Annotated in this window: 21 protein-coding genes and 1 pseudogene; 6 read left to right on the forward strand and 16 right to left on the reverse strand. The window is 60.6% G+C overall.

What is annotated here, in order from left to right; genetic code table 11:
• The first annotated feature begins 10 nt into the window (after positions 1-10).
• Both RJ40_RS01030 and fdhD read left to right on the forward strand, forming a co-directional pair.
• Positions 11-1195 carry an aminotransferase class V-fold PLP-dependent enzyme gene (locus RJ40_RS01030; RefSeq protein ID WP_265581493.1) on the forward strand — a complete coding sequence of 395 codons (1185 nt, stop codon included), beginning with the start codon at positions 11-13 and terminating at the stop codon, positions 1193-1195.
• Between the two features lie 2 nt (positions 1196-1197).
• Complete coding sequence (gene fdhD / locus RJ40_RS01035) at positions 1198-1968, forward strand: formate dehydrogenase accessory sulfurtransferase FdhD (protein WP_265581494.1); 771 nt, start codon at positions 1198-1200, stop codon at positions 1966-1968.
• On the opposite strand, the gene RJ40_RS01040 is transcribed toward fdhD, so the two are convergent.
• The 4 genes from RJ40_RS01040 to cysK are packed head-to-tail and all read right to left on the reverse strand — an operon-like array spanning position 1951 to position 5073.
• Positions 1951-2904 carry a TIGR00269 family protein gene (locus RJ40_RS01040; RefSeq protein ID WP_265581495.1) on the reverse strand — a complete coding sequence of 318 codons (954 nt, stop codon included), beginning with the start codon at positions 2902-2904 and terminating at the stop codon, positions 1951-1953. The genes fdhD and RJ40_RS01040 overlap by 18 nt on opposite strands.
• Positions 2894-3088, reverse strand: coding sequence for a sulfur carrier protein ThiS (gene thiS / locus RJ40_RS01045; protein WP_265581496.1), 195 nt, complete (start codon positions 3086-3088; stop codon positions 2894-2896). The genes RJ40_RS01040 and thiS overlap by 11 nt, the downstream gene beginning before the upstream one ends.
• Positions 3089-3133: 45 nt before the next feature.
• On the reverse strand, positions 3134-4129 hold the full coding sequence (gene cysE / locus RJ40_RS01050; protein ID WP_265581497.1) for a serine O-acetyltransferase: 996 nt from the start codon (positions 4127-4129) through the stop codon (positions 3134-3136).
• 14 nt (positions 4130-4143) lie between these two features.
• Positions 4144-5073: a cysteine synthase A gene (cysK, locus tag RJ40_RS01055; protein ID WP_265581498.1), complete on the reverse strand. Its 930-nt coding sequence runs from the start codon at positions 5071-5073 to the stop codon at positions 4144-4146.
• A gap of 189 nt (positions 5074-5262) precedes the next feature.
• Between cysK and nadA the strand changes: the two genes are divergently transcribed.
• Positions 5263-6165, forward strand: coding sequence for a quinolinate synthase NadA (nadA, locus tag RJ40_RS01060; RefSeq protein WP_265581499.1), 903 nt, complete (start codon positions 5263-5265; stop codon positions 6163-6165).
• Positions 6166-6184: 19 nt separating this feature from the next.
• Here the strand turns inward: nadA and zupT are convergent, their stop codons facing one another.
• The 7 genes and pseudogenes from zupT to RJ40_RS13015 form a co-directional block, all read right to left on the reverse strand.
• Positions 6185-6841 (reverse strand): zinc transporter ZupT, encoded by a 657-nt coding sequence (zupT, locus tag RJ40_RS01065; protein WP_265581500.1) that lies wholly within the window; start codon positions 6839-6841, stop codon positions 6185-6187.
• Positions 6842-7034: 193 nt separating this feature from the next.
• Entirely contained in the window at positions 7035-7505 is a 471-nt protein-coding gene (locus RJ40_RS01070) for a metal-dependent transcriptional regulator (protein ID WP_265581501.1), read from the reverse strand.
• Positions 7506-7524: 19 nt separating this feature from the next.
• Complete coding sequence (locus RJ40_RS01075; RefSeq protein WP_265581502.1) at positions 7525-7986, reverse strand: hypothetical protein; 462 nt, start codon at positions 7984-7986, stop codon at positions 7525-7527.
• Positions 7987-9201 carry a nucleoside recognition domain-containing protein gene (locus RJ40_RS01080; RefSeq protein ID WP_265581503.1) on the reverse strand — a complete coding sequence of 405 codons (1215 nt, stop codon included), beginning with the start codon at positions 9199-9201 and terminating at the stop codon, positions 7987-7989. It lies immediately after the preceding gene.
• On the reverse strand, positions 9201-9812 hold the full coding sequence (locus RJ40_RS01085; RefSeq protein WP_265581504.1) for a FeoB small GTPase domain-containing protein: 612 nt from the start codon (positions 9810-9812) through the stop codon (positions 9201-9203). The genes RJ40_RS01080 and RJ40_RS01085 overlap by 1 nt, the downstream gene beginning before the upstream one ends.
• A gap of 21 nt (positions 9813-9833) precedes the next feature.
• Positions 9834-10058, reverse strand: coding sequence for a FeoA family protein (locus tag RJ40_RS01090; RefSeq protein ID WP_265581505.1), 225 nt, complete (start codon positions 10056-10058; stop codon positions 9834-9836).
• Positions 10059-10074: 16 nt separating this feature from the next.
• A pseudogene (locus RJ40_RS13015) lies at positions 10075-10275 on the reverse strand (FeoA family protein); the annotation flags it as partial.
• Positions 10276-11675: 1400 nt separating this feature from the next.
• On the opposite strand from RJ40_RS13015, the gene RJ40_RS01095 reads away from it, so the two are divergent.
• Together RJ40_RS01095 and RJ40_RS01100 are read left to right on the forward strand one after the other, a co-directional pair.
• Positions 11676-13589, forward strand: a complete 1914-nt coding sequence (locus RJ40_RS01095) for a heavy metal translocating P-type ATPase (RefSeq protein WP_265581506.1) — start codon at positions 11676-11678, stop codon at positions 13587-13589.
• A 90-nt stretch (positions 13590-13679) separates the two neighbouring features.
• Positions 13680-15242, forward strand: a complete 1563-nt coding sequence (locus RJ40_RS01100; protein ID WP_265581507.1) for an META domain-containing protein — start codon at positions 13680-13682, stop codon at positions 15240-15242.
• A gap of 1434 nt (positions 15243-16676) precedes the next feature.
• On the opposite strand, the gene RJ40_RS01105 is transcribed toward RJ40_RS01100, so the two are convergent.
• Both RJ40_RS01105 and RJ40_RS01110 read right to left on the reverse strand, forming a co-directional pair.
• Positions 16677-17399 carry a type IV pilin gene (locus RJ40_RS01105; RefSeq protein ID WP_265581508.1) on the reverse strand — a complete coding sequence of 241 codons (723 nt, stop codon included), beginning with the start codon at positions 17397-17399 and terminating at the stop codon, positions 16677-16679.
• Entirely contained in the window at positions 17393-18025 is a 633-nt protein-coding gene (locus RJ40_RS01110) for a type IV pilin N-terminal domain-containing protein (RefSeq protein WP_322743908.1), read from the reverse strand. Before RJ40_RS01110 ends, RJ40_RS01105 begins: the two co-directional genes overlap by 7 nt.
• On the opposite strand from RJ40_RS01110, the gene RJ40_RS01115 reads away from it, so the two are divergent.
• Positions 17922-18134, forward strand: a complete 213-nt coding sequence (locus RJ40_RS01115) for a hypothetical protein (RefSeq protein ID WP_265582632.1) — start codon at positions 17922-17924, stop codon at positions 18132-18134. The two genes, RJ40_RS01110 and RJ40_RS01115, sit on opposite strands and share 104 nt — an antisense overlap.
• Before the next feature lie 8 nt (positions 18135-18142).
• On the opposite strand, the gene RJ40_RS01120 is transcribed toward RJ40_RS01115, so the two are convergent.
• From RJ40_RS01120 to RJ40_RS01130, 3 genes are read right to left on the reverse strand one after another with little or no spacing between them, the layout of a single operon-like run.
• Positions 18143-18799, reverse strand: coding sequence for a type IV pilin N-terminal domain-containing protein (locus RJ40_RS01120; protein ID WP_265581509.1), 657 nt, complete (start codon positions 18797-18799; stop codon positions 18143-18145).
• Positions 18796-19416 (reverse strand): type IV pilin N-terminal domain-containing protein, encoded by a 621-nt coding sequence (locus RJ40_RS01125; protein WP_265581511.1) that lies wholly within the window; start codon positions 19414-19416, stop codon positions 18796-18798. Before RJ40_RS01125 ends, RJ40_RS01120 begins: the two co-directional genes overlap by 4 nt.
• Before the next feature lie 26 nt (positions 19417-19442).
• Positions 19443-20072 (reverse strand): type IV pilin N-terminal domain-containing protein, encoded by a 630-nt coding sequence (locus RJ40_RS01130; RefSeq protein ID WP_394357408.1) that lies wholly within the window; start codon positions 20070-20072, stop codon positions 19443-19445.
• Positions 20073-20097: the final 25 nt, after the last annotated feature.

The raw sequence follows: 20097 nt of genomic DNA on the forward strand, positions 1-20097 counted from the left end.
GCACGGTGTTATGAGAGGCATCAAAGACTGTCGTGCTGACTTCCCGCTGGCTGGAGACCTGGTCTATATGGACAGCGCCTCGGTCAGCCTCTGCCCCGAGCAGGTGATCGGTGCGGTGGCCGAGTACGACCGGCGCTATCGGGCCAATGTCGGGCGCGGCGTCCACCGGCTGACCAGGTTCGCTTCGCAGCGCTTTGAGGACGCCAGGGCGCGGGTCGCCGGGTTTATCGGCGGGCAGGCCGGGGTGACCGTGCTCACCGCCAACACGACGGCCTCGGTGAACATGGTCGCCGGCGGGATGCGCTGGCGGTCCGGCGACCGGGTGGTCACTTCCTCCGCAGAACACCACTCCAACCTCCTCCCCTGGCTGCGGCTCCGTGAACGGGGCGTGGAGGTCGAGGTCGTCGCCCCCGACCCCGACGGACTCCTCGACCCGACCGTCGTCGCGGCGGCGGTCGACGACCGGACCAGGCTGGTGGCACTCACTCATGCCTCCAACGCCCTTGGGTCGGTCCAGCCGGTCAGGGAGATCGGGCGAATCGCCCACGAACACGGCGCCCGCCTCCTGGTGGACGGAGCCCAGTCGGTCCCGCACCTTCCCGTCGATGTGGAGCGTCTCGGCTGCGACTATCTCTGTTTTTCCGGGCACAAGATGCTCGGGCCGACCGGGACCGGCATCCTCTGGATGCGGGAACCCGACCTCGACCCTCTCTTCCTGGGCGGCGGGATGATCGAGACGGTTACCTCCGACGGTTATACGCCGGCCGCGCCGCCGGCACGGTATGAGGCCGGGACGCCGCATGTCGCCGGGATGATCGGGCTGGGGCGGGCGGTCGGCTATCTCGAAGAGATCGGGATGGATGAGGTCCGCCGGCATGAAGCACACCTGACCGGCCGACTCTTCGCGGGGCTTTCAGGACTGGACCACGTCACCGTCTTTGGACCGGAAAGTCCCGAAAAACGGATCGGCGTCGTCTCCTTTGTGGTGGACGGGATGCACCCTCACGACGTGGCCCATATCCTTGACGAGGCCGCCGGGATCATGGTGCGGTCGGGCGAACACTGCTGCATGCCCCTGATGCGCCACCTCGGCCTGGCGCACGGGACGGTGCGGGCAAGTCTGTACCTCTACAACACGGCGGAGGAGGTCGACCTCCTCCTGGCCGCCGTCGAGGAGATCACGCGGATGGTGTGAGGATGTTCAGGGAAGTCCCCTGTATCAGGGTAGAAGATGAAGCGTTTGCCGGAGGGGAGCATGCGGTCGTGGAGGAGATCGCGTTCACCGTCACCGTCAACGGCCGCCAGGCCCTCACCGCCATGACCGGCCCGGCGATGCTCAGGGAGTTTGTGACCGGTTTTCTCTTCACCGAGGGGATCGTCAGGGGTCTCGACGAGATCGAGTCCATGACGATCGAAGAGCATGCCGCGAGTGTCCTGACCACCAACCCCTTCGCCATCCTGGTCTCAAAAAAGACCGTCCTCTCCGGCTGCGGGGGGACCACCTCCTTCCTCGACGGCGCCCGCCTCCCGACGGTCAGTTCTGACCTCGAGGTGACCCCGGCCATGCTGCGTGCGGCGGTGCGGGACGCCCTCACCTCAGACCTCCATGCCAGGACCGGGGGCGTGCACATCGTCGGGCTGTACGACCGTGAGGGCCGGGCCTGTCTGGCCGAGGATATCGGGCGGCACAACGCGATGGATCGCGTCATCGGGTACGGTCTACTGCACAAGATCGACTTTTCCCGCACCTTCGTGGTCTGTTCGGGCCGGATCTCATCTGAGATGGTGAGGAAGTGTCTGGTCGCCGGGGTGCCGGTGGTCGTCTCCAGGGGGGCGACGACCACGCTGGCCCTCAGGATCGCGGAGGAGGGAGGGGTGACCGTGGTCGGGTTCGCCCGCGGGCGAAAGATGAATATCTACACCAGGCCCGAGCGGGTCGCTGGCGCCCCCTCACTCGCCCGCGAGTGAGGCGAGCAGAGCGCAGGCCTGGCAGCGTCTGCCGGTCGCGGGCTCGCCGCACTCCTCGCAGCGGCCGAACCCGCCCTCCTCCAGATCTCCTTTTTCTTCCAGACAGCGGGCGACCTCCTCCCGGAGCGTGGTGTAGCCCTCCATGAACTGCACGGTCGTGCCGGGGTGACGATATTCAAGGGAAGAGAGGATGCCGCGGGCCTCCGACCTGAGGGCCCGACCGGCGTACGGACACTCGGGGAGGGGGAGAAAGAGCCCCTGCACCACGGCGTACAGGGTCACCTCTTTCTCAGGAACCTCTCCCAGCGGCTTGATCCGCGGGACAAAGGCGTCGCCCGGTATGCCGGTCCTGACGATCCGTTTCAGGTCGCCGTTGAGCACATTCATCAGCGCCGCTTCGGCCTCGTCGTCAAGGGAATGACCGGTCGCGAGTTTTGTGGCCCCGGCACGGCGGGCGGCGGTCTGGAGGGCCCGCCGGCGCAGGACGCCGCAGAGGGTGCAGGGGTGGGGGTCGGCCGGTTTCCGGAGGAAAGCATCCAGACTGCTCCCAAAGGCGTCCTCGAAAGAGACGACGATCTGCTCCACGCCGAGGTCGGCTGCGAGCGAACGCGCCGCCTTCATCGTCTCCTCGCGATACCCGGCGATCCCCTCGTCGATGGTGATCGCGACGAGCCTGACCGCGGGCCGGTCTCTGAGCAGGTGGCTGAGAAGGTACAGCAGGACCGAACTGTCCTTGCCCCCGCTCAGTCCGACGGCGATGCAGTCGCCGTCCCGGATCATGCCGGTACGCTCGATCGTCTCCTGCACCCGTCTCTCGACCGAGGCGACGAAGTGGGCGGCGCAGAGGTGGTCGCCGGTGCTGCGGACCAGGGCGACGGCGGGCGCCCCGCACCGCACGCAGGGACCGACCCCCGCCACCTTTGTCTCATCCCCCATGGACAAACCTGACGACCGTGAGTTCGTCGTCGTCGCCGACCACCGTGTCCTCCGGAACCAACCGACCGTCTCGCGAGACGAACACTTCCAGCGGGTTGATCCCGAGGGCGACGAGCACCTCCTCGACGGTGAGGCGCTCCACCGTGATCTCCCTGGTCCGGCCGTCAGGAAGATGGACCTTCATGCTCCCTCGGGGTATATGCTGTGCGGCACGCTCGTATCTTCTCTCTCATGCTCGAGTACATTCTGCATGGTTCAGGTCTTCCTTCCGGTATGATTGTTTCTTCCCATCGCCTTCGTACCGTCCCCAGTCCCAGGGTTCGTCGAGGACTCTCACCTCGGCCGCGGCCACCCCCTCCACACTCATCACCTGTGCCCGCGCCTGCCCGGCGAGGTGGCTGACAAGCGGGCACGAGGGTGTGGTCAGCACCAGGTCGACCCGTACCGAGGCGCCGATGACGACGACCTCCTTGACCAGGCCGAGGGTGACGATGTCGGTCCCGACCTCGGGATCGATCACCTGTCTGAGCGCCGCCCATACCTCAGTATGGGAGATCCCCGGGTGTAGTTCTGTTGATTCTGCCGGCGACCCCGCACGGCGCTCGAGGGCGGCAAGACGATTTTCAAGACGGTTCTGGTCTTCAAGGAGCCTGCTGATCACCCTGAGCGCGGGGTCGGGGAGGTCGCCGTGGTCGAGGCGGTCTGAGGACGCACCTGACCTGGGCCCGGCGATCCTGGCAGGGACGCCGACGACGGTGGCGCCGGGCGGGACCGGGCGGACGACGACCGAACCGGCCCCGACCTTTGCCTCGCGCCCGACCGTGATCGGGCCCAGCACCATCGCCCCCGACCCCAGGACCGCGCCGTCCTCCACCGTGGGGTGACGTTTCCCCTTTGCAAGAGACGTGCCGCCAAGGACCACGCCCATGTAGATGAGCACGTCGTCGCCCACGCTGGCGGTCTCGCCGATCACCACGCCCGCACCATGGTCGATGAAGACCCGCCGCCCGATCGTCGCCCCGGGATGGATCTCGATCCCGGTGAACATCCGTGCGAGATGGGAGATGCACCTGGCCGCAAGGAAGAACCGGTGTTCCCAGAGGACGTGGGCGAACCGGTGGACCCAGAGGGCGTGGAGGCCCGGATAACAGAGAAGCACCTCCGGCACCGAGCGGGCGGCGGGGTCCTTTGCAAAGACGGTCCTGATATCTTCCCTGATCCTCACCGTCCCCGCCTCCTCTACTCCTCAAAGAGCGAGGTGCTCAGGTATCGCTCGCCGGTGTCGGGGAGGACGGCGACGATCACCTTTTCCCGGTTCTCGGGTCTGGCCGCGACCTGCAGGGCGGCATGCACGGCCGCACCGGAGGAGATACCGGCAAGGATCCCCTCCTCCCTGGCAAGACGGCGGGTCGTCGCGGCGGCGTCGGCACTTTTCACCGCCACCACCTCGTCGATGAGGTCGGTCCTCAGCACCTCGGGTACGAACCCGGCGCCGATCCCCTGGATCTGGTGCGGGCCCGGCGTCCCGCCCGTGAGGACCGCGGACTCTGCGGGTTCGACGGCGACCGCACGGAATGAAGGTTTTTTTCTCTTGAGGGCGGCGGCGATCCCGGTGAGCGTCCCCCCGGTCCCGACCCCGGCCACCACCATATCCACGGCGCCGCCGGTGTCTCGCCAGATCTCTTCTGCGGTCGTGTGCATGTGGGCGGCCGGGTTTGCAGGGTTTGCAAACTGTCCGGCAACGAGGTAGGCGCCGGGGTCAGAGGCTGCGAGCGCCTCGGCCTCTCTGACCGCCCCGGCCATCCCGTCTTCTCCGGCGGTGAGGACGATCTCTGCACCGAGGGCGGCCATCAGCCGCCGGCGTTCGATGCTCATCGTCTCCGGCATGAAGATGACCAGGCGGTAGCCCCTGGCCGCACAGACGCCGGCAAGCCCGATGCCGGTGTTCCCGCTCGTCGCCTCAAGGACCGTCACCCCCTTTCGAAGTCTCCCGGTCTGCTCCGCCTCCTCGATGATGGCCAGGGCGACCCGGTCTTTCACACTCCCCATCGGATTGAAGGACTCCACTTTGACCAGCACCTCAGCCTGGAGGCCGGCGGCCAATCTCTTCAGAGTGACCAGCGGGGTATGACCGATCGTCGCGGTGATGTCTGGATATATTGTCTTCATGGTGTGCTCACGTCCGGCTCCGGCCCGCATTCACAATTGTGAAAAGGTATTAACAATTGTGAATTATATGCCTTGCGGCCGGCACGGCACCGTCGCCGGTGCCTCCGCAACCACAACATTCACAACCACGCAACCCATTACCGGCACCAGTGGGAAGAGAGCGGGAAAGAATCGGGAGCAGGTGATAGGATGAACCAGACCATTCAGGACGAGATCGCACGCCTGAAGAGAGAGCAGGGCGCCGTGATCATCGCACACAATTATCAGATCCCCGAGGTCCAGGATATCGCCGACCTTGTCGGCGACTCCCTCGAACTTGCACGCGCCGCCGCCGGACTCGAAGAAGAGACGATCGTCTTCTGCGGTGTCGATTTCATGGCCGAGACCGCCGCGGTCCTCGCCCCCGAGAAACGGGTGCTCCTCCCTGCCGTCGACGCCCTCTGCCCGATGGCCCGGATGGTCACCGCAGGCGAGGTGCGGTCCCTCAGAGGACGGTACCCGGAGGCCGAGGTGGCCTGTTATGTGAACACCCCGGCAGAGGTGAAGGCCGAGAGCGACATCTGCTGCACCTCGGCCAATGCCGTGGCGGTGGTCGAGTCGCTGGACGCCGACCAGGTGATCTTCGTGCCCGACCGGAACCTCGGCCGGTACGTCGCACGCTTCACCGCCAAGGAGATCCTCCCCTGGGAGGGGTTCTGTTATGTTCACGACCGGATGACGGTCGAGGACATTGACCGGGCAAGGGAGACGCACCCCGACGCCGAGGTGCTCGTCCACCCCGAGTGCCGGCCAGAGGTGATCGATGCCGCCGACCATGTCTTCTCCACCTCAGGGATGGTCAGGCATGTCTGCTCGTCGCCGGGGGAGGAGTTCGTCATCGGGACCGAGAACGGGATCCTGTACCCGATGCAGAAGAAATGTCCGGGGAAGCGCTGTTACCCTCTCTCCGAGCAGGCCATCTGTGTCAATATGAAAAAGACCGACCTCCCCCTGGTCAGGAAAGCGCTGGAACGCCTGGAACCCAGGGTCACCGTCCCGCCTGAGATCGCCGACCGGGCGCGGGCGGCCATCGAACGGATGCTGGCACTGTGAAAACCGATCCCCCCGCCTCTCACCAGACCGCCAGCAGCACCACCGCCATCACTCCCATCCCGAGGACCAGGCCGTAGACCGCAAGGTGCGCCTCCCCGTACTCCCTGGCCGCGGGGAGAAGTTCGTCGACGGCGACAAAGACCATGATCCCCGCGACCGCGGCGAAGAGAATGCCGAGCACCGCACCGCTGAGATAAGGGAGGAGAACGAAAAGGGCAACCACCGCCCCGGCGGGCTCTGCAAGTCCTGAAAGAAGGGAGTACATGAAGGCCGTCCGCCTGTTCCCGGTCGCATAATAGATCGGCACCGAGACGGCGATACCTTCCGGGATGTTGTGGATGGCGATGGCGACGGCGATCGCCACCCCGATGTTGAGGTCGAGGAGAGCGCTGGAGAAGGTGGCCATCCCCTCGGGCATGTTGTGGATGGTGATCGCCGCGGCGGTAATGAGACCGGTGCGGTACAGCCCGTCCGACTCCCTGCACTTCCTCCCCTCGACTTCGCAGATCGCCTCGACTCTCCGCGCCTCGTGCGGGTTCTGCGGGTAGGGAACGACCCGGTCGATGAGGGCGATCACACCCACGCCGCCGAAGAACGCAGCGGTCGCGAGCGGCGGTCGCGAGCGGCGGCCCCGCCGTCTCCATGGCGCCGGCCAGGAGTTCGACAAAGGAGACATAGAGCATCACCCCGGCAGAGAACCCGAGGGCGGCCGAGAGAAAACGAGTGCTTGTCTGGCGGGTGAAGAAGGCCATCAGGCTCCCGACTCCGGTCGAGAGCCCGGCCACCAGGGTCAGCCCGAAGGCCACAAGGAAAGACGTCGGGTCGGTCATCATCTGGACGCCTCCTGATCGTCTGCCCTGTTCTAAAACTCACCGGTGGCGCTTCTCAAAATGGAACTTCTTGCAGAATGCGGAGAAACGCTCACGCGCGTCGAATGAGTTGTTTTTTCCATCCTTGAAAAATTCCACCAGCACCCCGATCTGTTCGATGGTCTCGGGATGGAGTTCGTGTTCCATGAAACAGGCGTCTTTGTCGGCGACCATTTCAGGCACCTCGATGAGCATCAGGAAGGACTTGAGGGTGTCGTGCCTGGACTTGATCACCCAGGCGACCTTCTCCCCCTCAGGCTTGAGCGTCACTCCCTCGTAGCGCCTGTACTCGACCAGATCCATCCGGTCGAGTTTCTGGAACATCTCCACCACGCTTGAGGGACTGATCTCGAGTTCGCCGGCGACGTCCTTGGTCCTGGCATAGCCTTTCTCAAGAGAGACATTGAGGATGGCCTCAAGATAATCTTCAGCTTTTCTGGTGAGGGCGGTCACGCCGTGTACCTTTACCATGCTTCATCAAAAAGGTTGTTCAGGCCCCCTGCCTCTGGTCGAGGAGGAGCCAGGCGACAATGAGCGTGAAGGGAAGGAGGAGGATCGCCGGAGCGTACGGGGGTGCGAACCCTCCGATGAACCCTCCGAGCGAGTTGAAGAAGGCCTCGCTTTCCTCTCCCGCCGGGATGCCGCTGCAGATCATACCGAAGATGTCGCATCCGGCGATCAGCCAGACCATGATCACGCCCAGCACCGCGGTGGCACGCTGGTCGAGGTCGCCGAGGGAGCGGGCGCCTGCAAGCATGAGCACCCCGCCAAGGACGACGACCAGGCCGCCCCAGGCCCAGCGGAAGAAGTCGTCGCCGGTGATCTCAAGGATGCCGATACTGATCGGCCCGGTGCTGCCCGCCCAGACAAGGACGTCGGCAAGGCCGAGGACAAGGGCGGCCGCCCCGACGAGGGCGGCACTGATGGATGCAATGGTATATGATGTCTTCATTTATGCCACCCCCAGGAGGATGCCGATGCCGTGGATCACTCCGCCATAGACGAATACGACCACGACAAGGGCCGCAATGGCGGCCAGGAGCTGCTTCCAGCCTTCACGGAGCATGACCACAAAAGTGGCCACGCACGGGAAGTAGATGGATACCAGGACGACCGAGGTGATCATCTGGTACGGGGTCATGGCGATGGTGGAGAGTTGTGCGACCGCGAGATCCTTTCTGAGGAAGGCGGCGATCAGCGGCCCGACTGTCTCGGACGGCACCCCGAACCAGGTGACAAAGATGGGTGCCAGCGCCGTGGCAAGTGCCTGGATGACGCCGAGAAGATACAGGACGTTGACGATGAGGATACCGAACAGGACAAAGGGTACCGCTTCCTTGAGGAACCCTTTCGTCCGGTTCCAGAGTTTCTTCGCCACATTCTCGCGGACCGGCCACCGGTACGGCGGGACGTCGATGAGGATCTCTGGATTCTCCCCTGGTATCAAGCGGTCGAGGAGGAACCCGAAGACCGCAAAACCGGCGAGCAGATACAGGATCACCCAGCCCACCGATTCGGGGATGACGGCGAGCATGATCCCGAGCTGCGCCCCGCACGGGACGAAGATCGCGAGGAGCGTCATCATCAGGAACCGCTGTTTTTTCGTCTCCAGCACCCTGGTTGCCGTGACGGCCGGGACATTGCACCCGAGGCCCAGGATCGTCGGGACGATCGCATACCCGTGAAGCCCGATCTTGTGGAGGAAGGTGTCGGCGAGGACGGCAAGCCGCGGCAGATACCCTGAGTCCTCAAGGAGGGTCATGGTCAGGTAGAAGATGAGCACCGCCGGGAGGACGACTCCGATAGAAACGAAGAGCCCTGAACTCAGTACTCCAAAGGCCTCAAAACAGTTGTCCGCGAGCGGGTCGCCGACAAAGAGGAAGTAGAGGACACTGTTCGGATCCGGCCAGGCACTCTGGAGCCACGGAAGCCAGTGGTTGTCGAAGAGTTTGACCATGAAACCGTCGGTGACCAGGTCGCCGGCGAACGAAGAGAAGATGCTCCAGAAGGCATACAGGACGGCGAGGGCGACCGGCAGGCCGGTGAGCGGTTTGACGGTGAGGTCGCCGAGGGCGTCGGCAAGGCTGCGCTGTGAGGTGCCGGTGGAGACGACCTTGCTGGCGACCCGTTCGACGATCTCCCAGCGTTGGTCTGAGGTGAGTTCCATCAGTGGCACCCCCCGCACCCGGCGCAACCCCCACACCCGCTCATACGGGCGGTCTCAGGGGATGACCCGTTCGATCGTGCGGCGATGCCGTCGATGTCGCCGGGTTGGGCCTTTCTGAGCATGGCGGCCAGGTCTCTGATCCCCTCGCCCATGGTGGCGGAGGTCTGGACGACCGGAACCCCGAGAAGGTTCTGCAGGCGCCGGGCGTCGATTTTGATCGATTTTGCACGGGCGGCGTCCATCATATTGAGGACGATCAAGACCGGTGCACTCCGCTCCATCACCTCAAGGCTGAGGTAAAGTCCGCGCTCCAGGCGGGTGGCGTCGAGGACAAGGAGCACGACGGCATCCGGGTGTTCGTCCAGGATACGGACGGCCACTTCTTCGGCGGCGTCCCTCGGTTCAAGCGAGTACGCGCCCGGCACGTCGATGACCTCATAGGTCGTGCCGCTGTCGATGAGGTTGCCCCTGGTGACGTCGACGGTCGTGCCCGGATAATTGGAGACAACCGCCTGGGCCCCGGTGAGTCGGTTGAAGAGGGCGCTCTTGCCGACATTGGGGTTGCCGACCATCAGGACCGTCTGGGGGTCGGGGCTCTTTTTATTCGTCATGTTCTATGCTCCGTAAAAATCTCATTCTGATTCTACCATAACACGGGCCGCGATCTCAAGGCCCATGGCGACCTCGACCCCGTCTGCAAGGACAACCACCGGCCCCTTGATCGGTTGCCTGGTGATCATCTTCAGGGGCTTTCCTTTTCTGATGCCAAGGCAGTTTAAATCGTGACGGGAACCAAGGAGTTCGGTGACAACCCCGGTCTCGCCATATTTCATCTGGGTCAATGATTTCTGTGTCATACAACCTCTCAACAACAATCTGTGATGCCATTCTCCTGCCAAGCACGACCTCTCCGCCACCACTCTGGAGGACGACGGGACCGAAGGTGCAGGAGACCATGGTGACGATACGGCCTATCTGCACCCCGCGGAGGGCGAGGTGCTGGTTGAGGCCGTCCCGACCGTGGATGTCGATGATCCGTGCACGGTCACCGGATTTGAGTTCAATCAGCTGCATGCAGGCTGTTCCTCATGTAAAGAATTGAAGTTTCGATTGATATGAGGACTCCCCGAAAGATCTTCGGGATTTTCGGGCATTCGGAAGAAGTTTCGGATCGGGACGATTTTCCGAAGTGGAGGTATCGGAGAGAGCATCGGTACGACCCACCCTCGAATCCGGCTAGATTGTCCCTGGTTTCAAGGACAAAGCCCCTGATCGAGGGACATTCCGGGCTTCTATTCCGATCGAACTATAGGAATGTTTTTTCGTGCAACGCGGCGAGGGAACCAGGTTTCTCCCGCCCCCCTGAGCCCCGGCATGACTGCAAGCAATGCAAAACCTCATGGCCACCCGGTATCGCCAGCGAGAGAGGCGAAACAGGAGACAGGATTCCGGGCGGATTTCTGGTGGGTCGGTCCCGTTGAATCCTCATGCTTTTGTCGGGTTGGACTCTTTGATAAGTCGCCTTCCCCCTTCTGCTCCGCCGGGAAAGCAACATCAAAGGTTCTTGAACCGGTCTTTCCGTCTCCGGCTTTATCCTGGTGCCGGGTATGAGCGGAGCAAGCATGGAAACACGGATAATCGAAGACTAGAGATCGAATCTTTCAGCACGAGAAACAGGACAAAAGGTGTGTCGACCGGGGGAACCGGTCGAGGAAAAATGAGTTCCTTCCCTCTCAGATCCTATATTGGTGCGTGGAATCGCTGGAGGGCGACGAAATTTGGCAATTTTTTCGGATATGATTCCGGACACATCCTCCCCAACCAGGTGCCCGGAGATAGTATGGTGGGTTTTTCCCCTGGAATGCACAAGGAACCTGTGTGTTTGCATGGCCGGGACAGATAGGTACTACCGTCCCGCGGTGTCGGTCACATACGCTCACCCCCTCCGGGCGGAGGCACTCGTTCCTGTGCCTTTCCCCCAATACGTGATTGCCTGAAGATGGCCCTGAGGCCTTCCGGGAGATCATTGAGATCTTTTATGCCTCTGACCGAGGCGACGACGCTCATATGTCGACCCCCCGGCGTGCATTTTTTCTGCTCGTGCCTATCCTTCCAGGCCGGTATGGTGCTGATTTCATAAGCCTCTGTATCTATGGTCGGCCATTCGGGGCTGATGTACCCTCCCCTAAGAATGTTTGGAAAAACGGTGGCGGTGAAATTCCTTTGAGGATTTTCATGAAAACCCAATTTTTTGACAGTGGAGAATTCCTATCCGGCAGGTGGGCCGCGAGGCGGCCGGCCCCCACATCCCCGGGGAGGAGGTTTCTAAAGGGCCGAATTTTCCAAAAAATCTTTGGAATTCTTATATCTGATCCGAAACTCTCTACCTTATCTGTTCATCCAGAACAAAGGCCCGTTATGGACTCCCTGTCCACGCCCTCATGAACTCCCACCATACGGAGAATAATAGAATCATGCCAGCACCACAGACTGCCGCACTGTTCAAGAAAGTCGACACACTGCTCGACGCCATCAGCCCGAACCATGACAAGATGCTCCTCCGGGTCATTGCCGCACTTGTCCCGGTTCTCTGTTTTGCCGGGGACCAGGTCTTTGGCTCTCCGGTTCTCGCCTCGATCGGGGTGGTCACCTATCTCTTCTGCCTGCTGCTGTACGCCGAAGGGCTGCTCAGGACCATTGTCCTGATGCACCGCGTCAGCGCCGAACTCCTCATCGTTGCCGTGATGACCGTCACCTTCCTCGACGGTCAACCCCTGAGCGGGGCGCTGGTCGCCTGGGTCGTCGGGCTCGGCCTCTTCATCGCCACCACCATCATCAGGAAGAACCGCGAGCGTATCGAAGGGCTGGTGAAAGAGGGGAAACCGACGGCACGGGTGCTTGACGGCGGCACCGTCAGGGAAGTCGGGGTGCACGAGGTCTCTGCCGGAGACCTGGTGATCGTCCCGAAGGGATCGACGATCCCGGTCGACGGTGTGGTTACTGAGGGGCACTCGTCGGTCGACGAGTCCGCGGTCACCGGCGAGCCTTACCCTGTTTTCAAGCAGGCAGGAAGCCAGGTCACTTCAGGCACGCTCAATCTCTCGGCACCCCTCCATGTCAGAGCGACGCGGGACGGGGACGACACCTATCTTGCGGTGGTCACCCGGGAGATCGAGGCGAGTCTTGCAGAGAAATCACAGACCCAGCGGCAGGCCGAGACGATCGTTCAGGTCTTTCTCATCGGGGTGACCGCGTATGCGGGGCTTCTGTACCTCGTCACCGGCAACCTCCACCTGCCGGCCACCGCCCTCTCGGTGGCCTGCCCCTGCGCCTGGGCGCTGGCCACCCCCGCCGCCTTCGCCGCGACGATCGGCCGCCTTGGTCGGGAGCATGTCCTCACCAGGGGCGGCGAACCTCTTGAGCGACTCGTCGGGGCCGAGACCCTGGTGACCGATAAGACCGGCACCCTCACGAGGGCCGAACCCGAGGTGGGAGAGATCGTCATACTCAATGGTGCCGACAGGAAGGAGGTGCTGAGGTCTGCTGCCGCCGTCGAGGCCAGATTCTCGCATCCGATCGCTACGGCGATCACGGCATATGCCGTTTCGCAAGGGATCGGTGCGCTGCCTGAGGTGACAGAGAGCGAAGATCTCCCCGGCCAGGGGGTGCGGGCGGTTATCGACGGGAAATCGATCTTTGTCGGGAGCGGCGAGACCATCCGGGCGGCAGGCGTCACCCTTCCGGCCGTGCACTATGAGGGGCGGGCGGTCTGGCTCGCCGTCGAGAACGATCCGTGCGGAGTCTTTGTCATCAGGGATGCCCTGCCCGAAGCGGTGGAAGGGTTTGCCGACGCCGTGCGGGCGTGCGGGATCAATCGGGTGGTGCTGGCCACCGGCGATCAGGAAGAGGGGGAGGCGCAACGGGTTACCGCCGCGATCGGTGCCGACGAGTACCATGCCGGGTGCAGACCTGAGGACAAGACCGCGCTGGTGAAGGGATTCCAGAACGGCGGGCGCGTGGTGATGGTCGGCGACGGGGTGAACGACGCCCCGGCCCTTGCGGTGGCGGACGTCGGGATCGCGATCGGCGGCCACCGCAACCCCGGTCTTGTCGTGCGGTCGGCCGAGATCGTCGTCCTGGGCGACGACCCGGCCGCAGTCCCTGGCATCCTTGCGGCCGGGAAGGCGATGAAACAGGTGATCAGGCAGAACTATGCCTGGGCGGTGGGGTTCAACACCGTCGGCCTCGCCCTTGCGACCGCCGGGCTGCTCAACCCGATCCTGGCCGCCGTCCTCCACCATATCAGTTCGGTCTTTGTCGTGGCCAATGCCGCAAGGCTATACTTCGGCCGGGGGGGCGACCCCAAAAGACCACATAATGGCCCTTGATGCTAATTTTAAGTCCATATGACTGCGAAATTTTTCGCACCCAAGGGATCTTATTTTTACCCTGTGGTTTCATCTCTATGCATGCGACCCATGAAGAAGAACACTGCGCGACGCACCCTCCCCCTCCTGGGTGTGGCCGCCGTCCTCGCCGCCTGTCTTCTTGCCGCCGGATGCACGGGGCAGACGCCTGACGGGACGGACAATGAAACCGTGCAGGGGATCGATCTGAACGGCACCGCCTGGGATCTTGTTTCGTACGCACAGAACGGTTCGATGAAGAACACCCTCGAAGGAACCACGGTCTCCCTTGAGTTCGGTGAGAACAACACGGCCGGCGGCTCTGCCGGGTGCAACCATTACTCCGCCTCGTACACGCTGAACGGTAAAACGATCACCTTCGGCCCCGCGATCTCGACGCAGATGTATTGCATGAAACCGGGTGTGATGGAGCAGGAGAGCGCGTACCTCCGACTCCTCGACACGGTGAAATCCTATGAGGTCAGGGACGAGACCCTGACATTCTTCGACGAGAACGGCGCTGCCGTCCTGGTCTTCGCGAAGCATCTCCCTCCCGAGCCCGAACCGCTCGTCGGGACAGACTGGGAACTCCGGTGGTACCATGACAAAGAGGCGATCGTCTCTGTCATCTCAGGCACGACCATCACCGCCGTCTTCGACGAGGACGGTAAGGTCGCCGGTTCTGCCGGGTGCAACCGCTACTTTGCCTCGTACACGGTGAACGGCACGGAGATGACCATCGGCCCCGCAGGTTCGACGTTGATGGCCTGTATTGACGAAGACGTCATGAAGCAGGAGAGTACCTATCTCGGACTCCTGAGCACAGTGAAGACCTTCGCGATCGAGGGTGAGACGCTGACCTTCTTCGACGAGAACGGGACAAAGATCCTTGTGTTCGAGAAGGCCGTCCCTCCGCAGCCCGAACCCCTTGTCGGGACAAACTGGACCCTTGAGTCCTACCACACCGGTGACGCCATTGTTTCGGTCATCGCCGGCACCGAGATAACGGCAGTCTTCGACGAAGACGGAAAAGTTGCCGGCTCGGCCGGGTGCAACCGGTACTTCGCCTCATACGAGGTGAACGGCACTGAGATGACCGTCGGCCCTGCGGGTTCGACCCTCATGGCATGTCCTGACGAGGACGTCATGAAGCAGGAGAACACCTTCCTCAGCCTCCTCGGGACGGTGAAGTCCTTTGCGATCGAGGGCGACCGCCTCTCGTTCATGGACGAGAACGGCACGGCGGTCCTGGTCTTTGTGAAGACAGAGGGCCCCACGGCCCTGCCCCTTGTCGGCACCACCTGGGTGCTTGACACCTACCACCTCGGAGACATCGCGGTGCGAGTCATTGAAGGGACCGAGATCACTGCAGTCTTCGGGGAAGACGGGAAACTCACCGGCTCTGGCGGGTGCAACAACTACTTCGCGACCTACAACCTCTCGGGGTCGTCCCTGGAGATCGGCCCGGCGGGGTCCACGAAGATGATCTGCGCTGAGCCCGAGGGGATCATGAAGCAGGAGGAGACATACCTGTCGATCCTCAAGGCCGTGAAGGGCTACGAGATCGAAGGGAACCAGTTGAAGTTGCTCGACATGAACGGCTGGCGGATCCTTCTCTTCAATGCGAAGGTCTGAAGAATTTTTTCTCTCTCTCTCTTTTTTTGGTTTTGTAGAAATCATCTTGATAACACTCTGTGGTGGGGGACGTGACGGTCGACGATCTCCAAACTTCTCGACTGCTTGAAGGTCAGAGATCATCTTAAGTTCGCTGGCGCTCGCACCTCACTACACGATAGGTCAAGGATGGCAACCCCCCTCTTCCTGTTTGTCCATTGTGCCTTCTCGACTCATCGTCATCCTGGGGGTTCGGGAGATGCGAGCGTCAGCGAGCTTGAGAATATTTTGAATTTTCGCTGTGCGAGTGAGAACGAGCGTGAGATACACGGAATATTTCGATGACGACCGAAGGAAGTCGAGAAGAGAGAGTCTTCGAGGAGTCCCCGGCCCGAAGAGTTGGTGAGACAATAGAGTCACGGTCACCCAAGAGTTGGTGAGGGTTCGTTGGATCCACCGTCTATAACCCTCTCATATCCGACAACGGGGACCATGGGCCTTTCGGCCCCTGGTCCCTTCATCGTGAAGATTGGTCAAAGGCGGCAGCAGTCGATTAAAATGATAGCATTGGATCCCTCTCTTTGTGATCCTCGAACAATCGCCCTGGCGGGGGTCCGGGGACGACACGCCCCCGGCGAGAGACAAGCAATACACTCCCCGCACCAACTCCATCACCCTCTCTGATCACCCCAAAACGGGATTCATGAGCCTCCGGCCCATGAACCCCCTCATCATGAAGATATGTCGAGAACCGCAAGCAGCCAGAACAATGATAGAATAAAAATCGGCTCTGTAGAAAACCTCACCATTTCTTGGTTTAAGCATGATTCAGCCGCCTTCGTCCATGCTTGTGCCGGGGGCAGCGCCCCCGGCATGGTGGTGTGGGAAGGCACGTCGATCTGATCAGCCGCCCCCCATCGTCGAACCTTCACCGCCGTCTCGCACCGGGGGGCGGCCAGCCCCCCGGACCCCCCACGAACCGAAGATAGGCAGGGGCGGCGATGGAGTGAGGTCTCCACCAGTTCTTCTATCTTGAAAAGAGAGCGATCAAGCGGCGAGAAATTTTCATCCCGTATGCTTGAACCCCACGTTCATGCCCGATTCTACAGAGCCAAAAAATCTTACAGGATCACCTGGTCTGCAATCCTCGACCTATCATCGTTCTGAGGATCCATGGGATGCGAGCGTCAGCAAACTTGAGAATATCTGTGATTTTCGAGATCTGAGCGGATCGAACATGAGATGATTCGTAGGGTCTTCGAAGAACCTCCTACGAGAAGAACCGGGAAGGCGGATGAGTCACGCGTGCATCAAGAATTAGTGAAAATATCTACAGAACCAAAATAAATGAGTGAAAAAAAGTGACCATGACCCCAGTGTTCACCTGAAATCATTTTGGGAGTGCTCAACGAGGGGATCGCCCCCTCTGTTTTGATTCATTCTGCACGTGACCACTCAGAATATATGCTCGGGCTCAAGGTACCCGGATGAGTAGACCACACCGGTCTTGACATCAGAGAGGGTATACTCACTGCCGCCGTTGATATCGATCGCACCACTGGACCATGTATCGGTCGGATTATCTGGGTCTCCGCGATCACAGCGGAAGCCGAGTGTTGCTGGCGATCCCGGAGAGAAATATTCGCAATAGATAATGAATTGCTCCCCTGGTTCCACGATCGGGTCTTTCAGTTCCTCAAGAGTCAGGCCGCTGCCAAATTTCTGCATCCGATAGCCTGTTGCTTCCTTAGGGAGTGTAATACTATATTTTCCTTTACCACTCTGGTATCCGCTGTCCTCGACATAGATGAGGCTGACAGGGTCATTATAGGTCAGAGTAAATGTTCCCTGTGTGCCACCACTCCACTGCGTAAAGCCCAAACCTGTCATATAGTATTTCAGGTTCCTGAGGTCCAGAGTGCCACCGCCAGCGTTTTTAAAAACAATCCCTATCTGTGCATATGTCCATCGAGGAGGGTGTGATACATCCTTATATCCTCCGGAAGACACGCCGACCAGTTCCACCTGGGCGTCTGATCCCGTCTCGACCTCGCTGGTAAGCGAGGTTGCAAGGGAACTGACCACCGCCGCAATGATGATCGTCACGACGAGCATCAGCATCACCCCGACGACCGGTGAGACCGCATGCTCCCATTCTTGCATCTTTTTCATCACCATGTCGCCACCACATCCTGGTCATACACCGTCTGACCGCTTGGTGTGTGGACGATTGTTATATGGACAACCGACCCCTCCTGGAAACCATATGCCGTCCGGTCGGTCACATCGAACCCAAGGAACGCGTTCCTGTCCTTGAACCAGTACGGTTCGCCCGCTTTGAACAGGCAGGTTCCAAAGCACGGGGGATTGCCAACCATACCATTGCCAGGCACAAGACAGTTCATGGCCGAATCTGGAAGAAGACAATAGCCATTCACCTGGGGAACGAATGGATTGGAGTTCTCGTCCCACACATCATCCTGACCGATCGCACCGTCCAGCGTGTGCTTGATGACCTTGCCGGCATTCTTCAGAGGAACCCCGTTATAAGTCTCGGGGACCGTGTAGGTGGTGATGATCTGGAGGTCTGCTGAACTGAGCGTGTCTCCAGAGACCATGGTCAGCACCACGCACTCTGGGGCAGGACCGGGCGCATTAGATTTCACCCCATTCCCAACTTCATCTCCAGCACGGATGCTGATGTCGAATGCCGTCGTCGGTGCCGGTTCGGCCGAATCACTCAGGCCACCTGAAAAACTGCTGACCAGCGCGGCGACGATGATCGTCACGACAAGCATGAGCATCACCCCGATCACCGGCGAGACCGCACTCTCTCTTTCGATGAAAAAGGAGAAGGGACTCTCCGTTTCAGGGCTTATTCTCTCTCTGCACATTGTCATTCACCTATTCTGAAACGCAAATCACCGCAGGATCAGCGTACCCTTCTGGATGGGCTTGCCGCTCAACTGATTGGTGATCGTATACTCGAAGGGCACATCGGCCTGTACCTTGAAGATACCGCCTGTATCTTCAGGAGACCAGGTAAGGAACCGGCCTTTTACCACGGTTTTGTCGGTGGATTGAGTGCTGTCATAACAGTCATCTGCAACGATCATGAACGAGTCGCCGACGGTGATCAGTTCATCGCCGCCTCCAGGGAGTGCGAAATAGGTTTCCTTCTCTTCGGAATCTTTCACGAGTGTCAGTTTCGATTTGTCGACCGCTGTTGAGGTGCTGTTGAGGTGCGTCTTCATATTGAAGTTCATCACGCTGTCCCCGTTTTTCAACTGGACCGTAATATCCCGCAGCGAGAAAGAATCCCCACCTGAGAGACGGAACTTAATGCCATTGTTTGGCTTATCGGAATGATCGGGAACGTCATTCGTTTTGTCGGTATCCGTAATGCTGCAGGTGTAAGAAGTAGAGAGCGAGACCTGCGGTGCAAGCGTCTGGTCCTGTGAAACACTGCCTGAGAATGCACTCACCATGGCGGCGATGATGATCGTCACCACGAGCATCAACATAACGCCGACGACCGGAGAGATCGCATCGTCCTCTTTTCTGTTGATTCCAATCATTGTACAACCACCCTGCTGCTGAAAAAGCTCTTCTGGCTTGGGAGATGGATGATCTCGAAGTCAACCGCAGACCCTCTCCCAAAACCATATTCATTACGCTTCTCTGGTGTCGAGATGTCAAAGCCGAGCACCGTGCTTGTGCCTTTAGACCCTCCCGTGCTCATGACATCGCCTGAGGAGAAGGTGTACTCCCCGAAGTTCGTCTCATCGTCTCCGGGTGTGCCGCACGCGACATCATTCAGGTACGGGATCTTTACAGAGGAGATCTCCTCGCCATGGATGATCATCCCTCTCACAGCCTTTGTCGAGGATGTCACCTCACCGCGCTGCATGGTCTTGTGTGTCGATGCTGGCGGCGTGTAATAACTGACTATCCGCAGGTCGGACGTTGGGATACTGCTGCCCCCGTGGTGTTCGATCAGCATGACATACTGGTCTTTGTGGTCCCCTCCGTCGGAGATCATTTTTACGTCGATGGCGGCTGAGGGGGCGGTCTCGGTGTTCCCAAAGGCGTCGCCGGCGAACGCCGAGACAAATGCGGCGATGATTATCGTCACCACGAGCATCAGCATCACGCCGATGACCGGGGATACTGCGTCGGATTTCTCAGAACTCATTTTATCTCTCTTCCAGATCTGCCTGTTCATAACACACTTCCTACAAGAGTACCGGAGGAAATGACCGCTCCTGTGTTCTTATCGCTGAGCGTGTACGTTGTCCTGCTGCTCACCTCGAACTCACCGCTGGTGTATGGTGAGCCCTCCATGCCGCGGTCGGAGACGTACGCCACACGCCCGTACTTGCTCTTACCGTCCTCGATGAAGCGGTCCGCGTGGATCACGAACCTGTCCCCGGCCTTGATTTTCGAATTGGCAACAGTCGTGGCATAAGATGCATCATTCGTAGCCTTGCCATCTTTATCTACAATGCCGATCTTTTTCATGCGATACGTGAAATCAGACAAGAGACGGGCCTCATCTGGCACGGGGATATCAAGATACTTCGAGGAGGGGGCATCGGTGTAGGAGATCGAGACCTCGTCCCCCCCTGACAGGGTCGACTTCAGGTGAAGGTTCATATCTGACAACAGTAACGTCTCTCCTCCCTTGTTCTCGAATACCAGACCAATCTCCCCAAGACTCCCGCTCTGCCCTGTGAGCACCCCGACATACTCGACCAGGGTGCCTGGTGCTGCGTCGGTGTCCGAGACAAAACCGGTAGAAAATACGCTCACCGTTGCGGCGATGATGATCGTCACCACAACCATCAGCATCACGCCAACGACCGGGGAGACTGCA

Source organism: Methanofollis aquaemaris (assembly GCF_017357525.1).
Classification (GTDB): Archaea; Halobacteriota; Methanomicrobia; order Methanomicrobiales; family Methanofollaceae; genus Methanofollis; species Methanofollis aquaemaris.

What these genes read in the sequence shown, in the direction of transcription:
- RJ40_RS01030 (WP_265581493.1), top strand. Translation starts at nt 11, where the DNA reads ATGAGAGGCATCAAAGACTGTCGTGCTGACTTCCCGCTGGCTGGAGAC.
- fdhD (WP_265581494.1), top strand. Translation starts at nt 1,198, where the DNA reads ATGTTCAGGGAAGTCCCCTGTATCAGGGTAGAAGATGAAGCGTTTGCC.
- RJ40_RS01040 (WP_265581495.1), bottom strand. Translation starts at nt 2,904, where the DNA reads ATGGGGGATGAGACAAAGGTGGCGGGGGTCGGTCCCTGCGTGCGGTGC.
- thiS (WP_265581496.1), bottom strand. Translation starts at nt 3,088, where the DNA reads ATGAAGGTCCATCTTCCTGACGGCCGGACCAGGGAGATCACGGTGGAG.
- cysK (WP_265581498.1), bottom strand. Translation starts at nt 5,073, where the DNA reads ATGAAGACAATATATCCAGACATCACCGCGACGATCGGTCATACCCCG.
- nadA (WP_265581499.1), top strand. Translation starts at nt 5,263, where the DNA reads ATGAACCAGACCATTCAGGACGAGATCGCACGCCTGAAGAGAGAGCAG.
- zupT (WP_265581500.1), bottom strand. Translation starts at nt 6,841, where the DNA reads ATGTCTCCTTTGTCGAACTCCTGGCCGGCGCCATGGAGACGGCGGGGC.
- RJ40_RS01070 (WP_265581501.1), bottom strand. Translation starts at nt 7,505, where the DNA reads ATGGTAAAGGTACACGGCGTGACCGCCCTCACCAGAAAAGCTGAAGAT.
- RJ40_RS01075 (WP_265581502.1), bottom strand. Translation starts at nt 7,986, where the DNA reads ATGAAGACATCATATACCATTGCATCCATCAGTGCCGCCCTCGTCGGG.
- RJ40_RS01080 (WP_265581503.1), bottom strand. Translation starts at nt 9,201, where the DNA reads ATGGAACTCACCTCAGACCAACGCTGGGAGATCGTCGAACGGGTCGCC.
- RJ40_RS01085 (WP_265581504.1), bottom strand. Translation starts at nt 9,812, where the DNA reads ATGACGAATAAAAAGAGCCCCGACCCCCAGACGGTCCTGATGGTCGGC.
- RJ40_RS01090 (WP_265581505.1), bottom strand. Translation starts at nt 10,058, where the DNA reads ATGACACAGAAATCATTGACCCAGATGAAATATGGCGAGACCGGGGTT.
- RJ40_RS01095 (WP_265581506.1), top strand. Translation starts at nt 11,676, where the DNA reads ATGCCAGCACCACAGACTGCCGCACTGTTCAAGAAAGTCGACACACTG.
- RJ40_RS01100 (WP_265581507.1), top strand. Translation starts at nt 13,680, where the DNA reads ATGAAGAAGAACACTGCGCGACGCACCCTCCCCCTCCTGGGTGTGGCC.
- RJ40_RS01105 (WP_265581508.1), bottom strand. Translation starts at nt 17,399, where the DNA reads ATGGTGATGAAAAAGATGCAAGAATGGGAGCATGCGGTCTCACCGGTC.
- RJ40_RS01115 (WP_265582632.1), top strand. Translation starts at nt 17,922, where the DNA reads ATGTCGAATGCCGTCGTCGGTGCCGGTTCGGCCGAATCACTCAGGCCA.
- RJ40_RS01110 (WP_322743908.1), bottom strand. Translation starts at nt 18,025, where the DNA reads ATGCTCATGCTTGTCGTGACGATCATCGTCGCCGCGCTGGTCAGCAGT.
- RJ40_RS01120 (WP_265581509.1), bottom strand. Translation starts at nt 18,799, where the DNA reads ATGATTGGAATCAACAGAAAAGAGGACGATGCGATCTCTCCGGTCGTC.
- RJ40_RS01125 (WP_265581511.1), bottom strand. Translation starts at nt 19,416, where the DNA reads ATGAGTTCTGAGAAATCCGACGCAGTATCCCCGGTCATCGGCGTGATG.
- RJ40_RS01130 (WP_394357408.1), bottom strand. Translation starts at nt 20,072, where the DNA reads ATGCTGATGGTTGTGGTGACGATCATCATCGCCGCAACGGTGAGCGTA.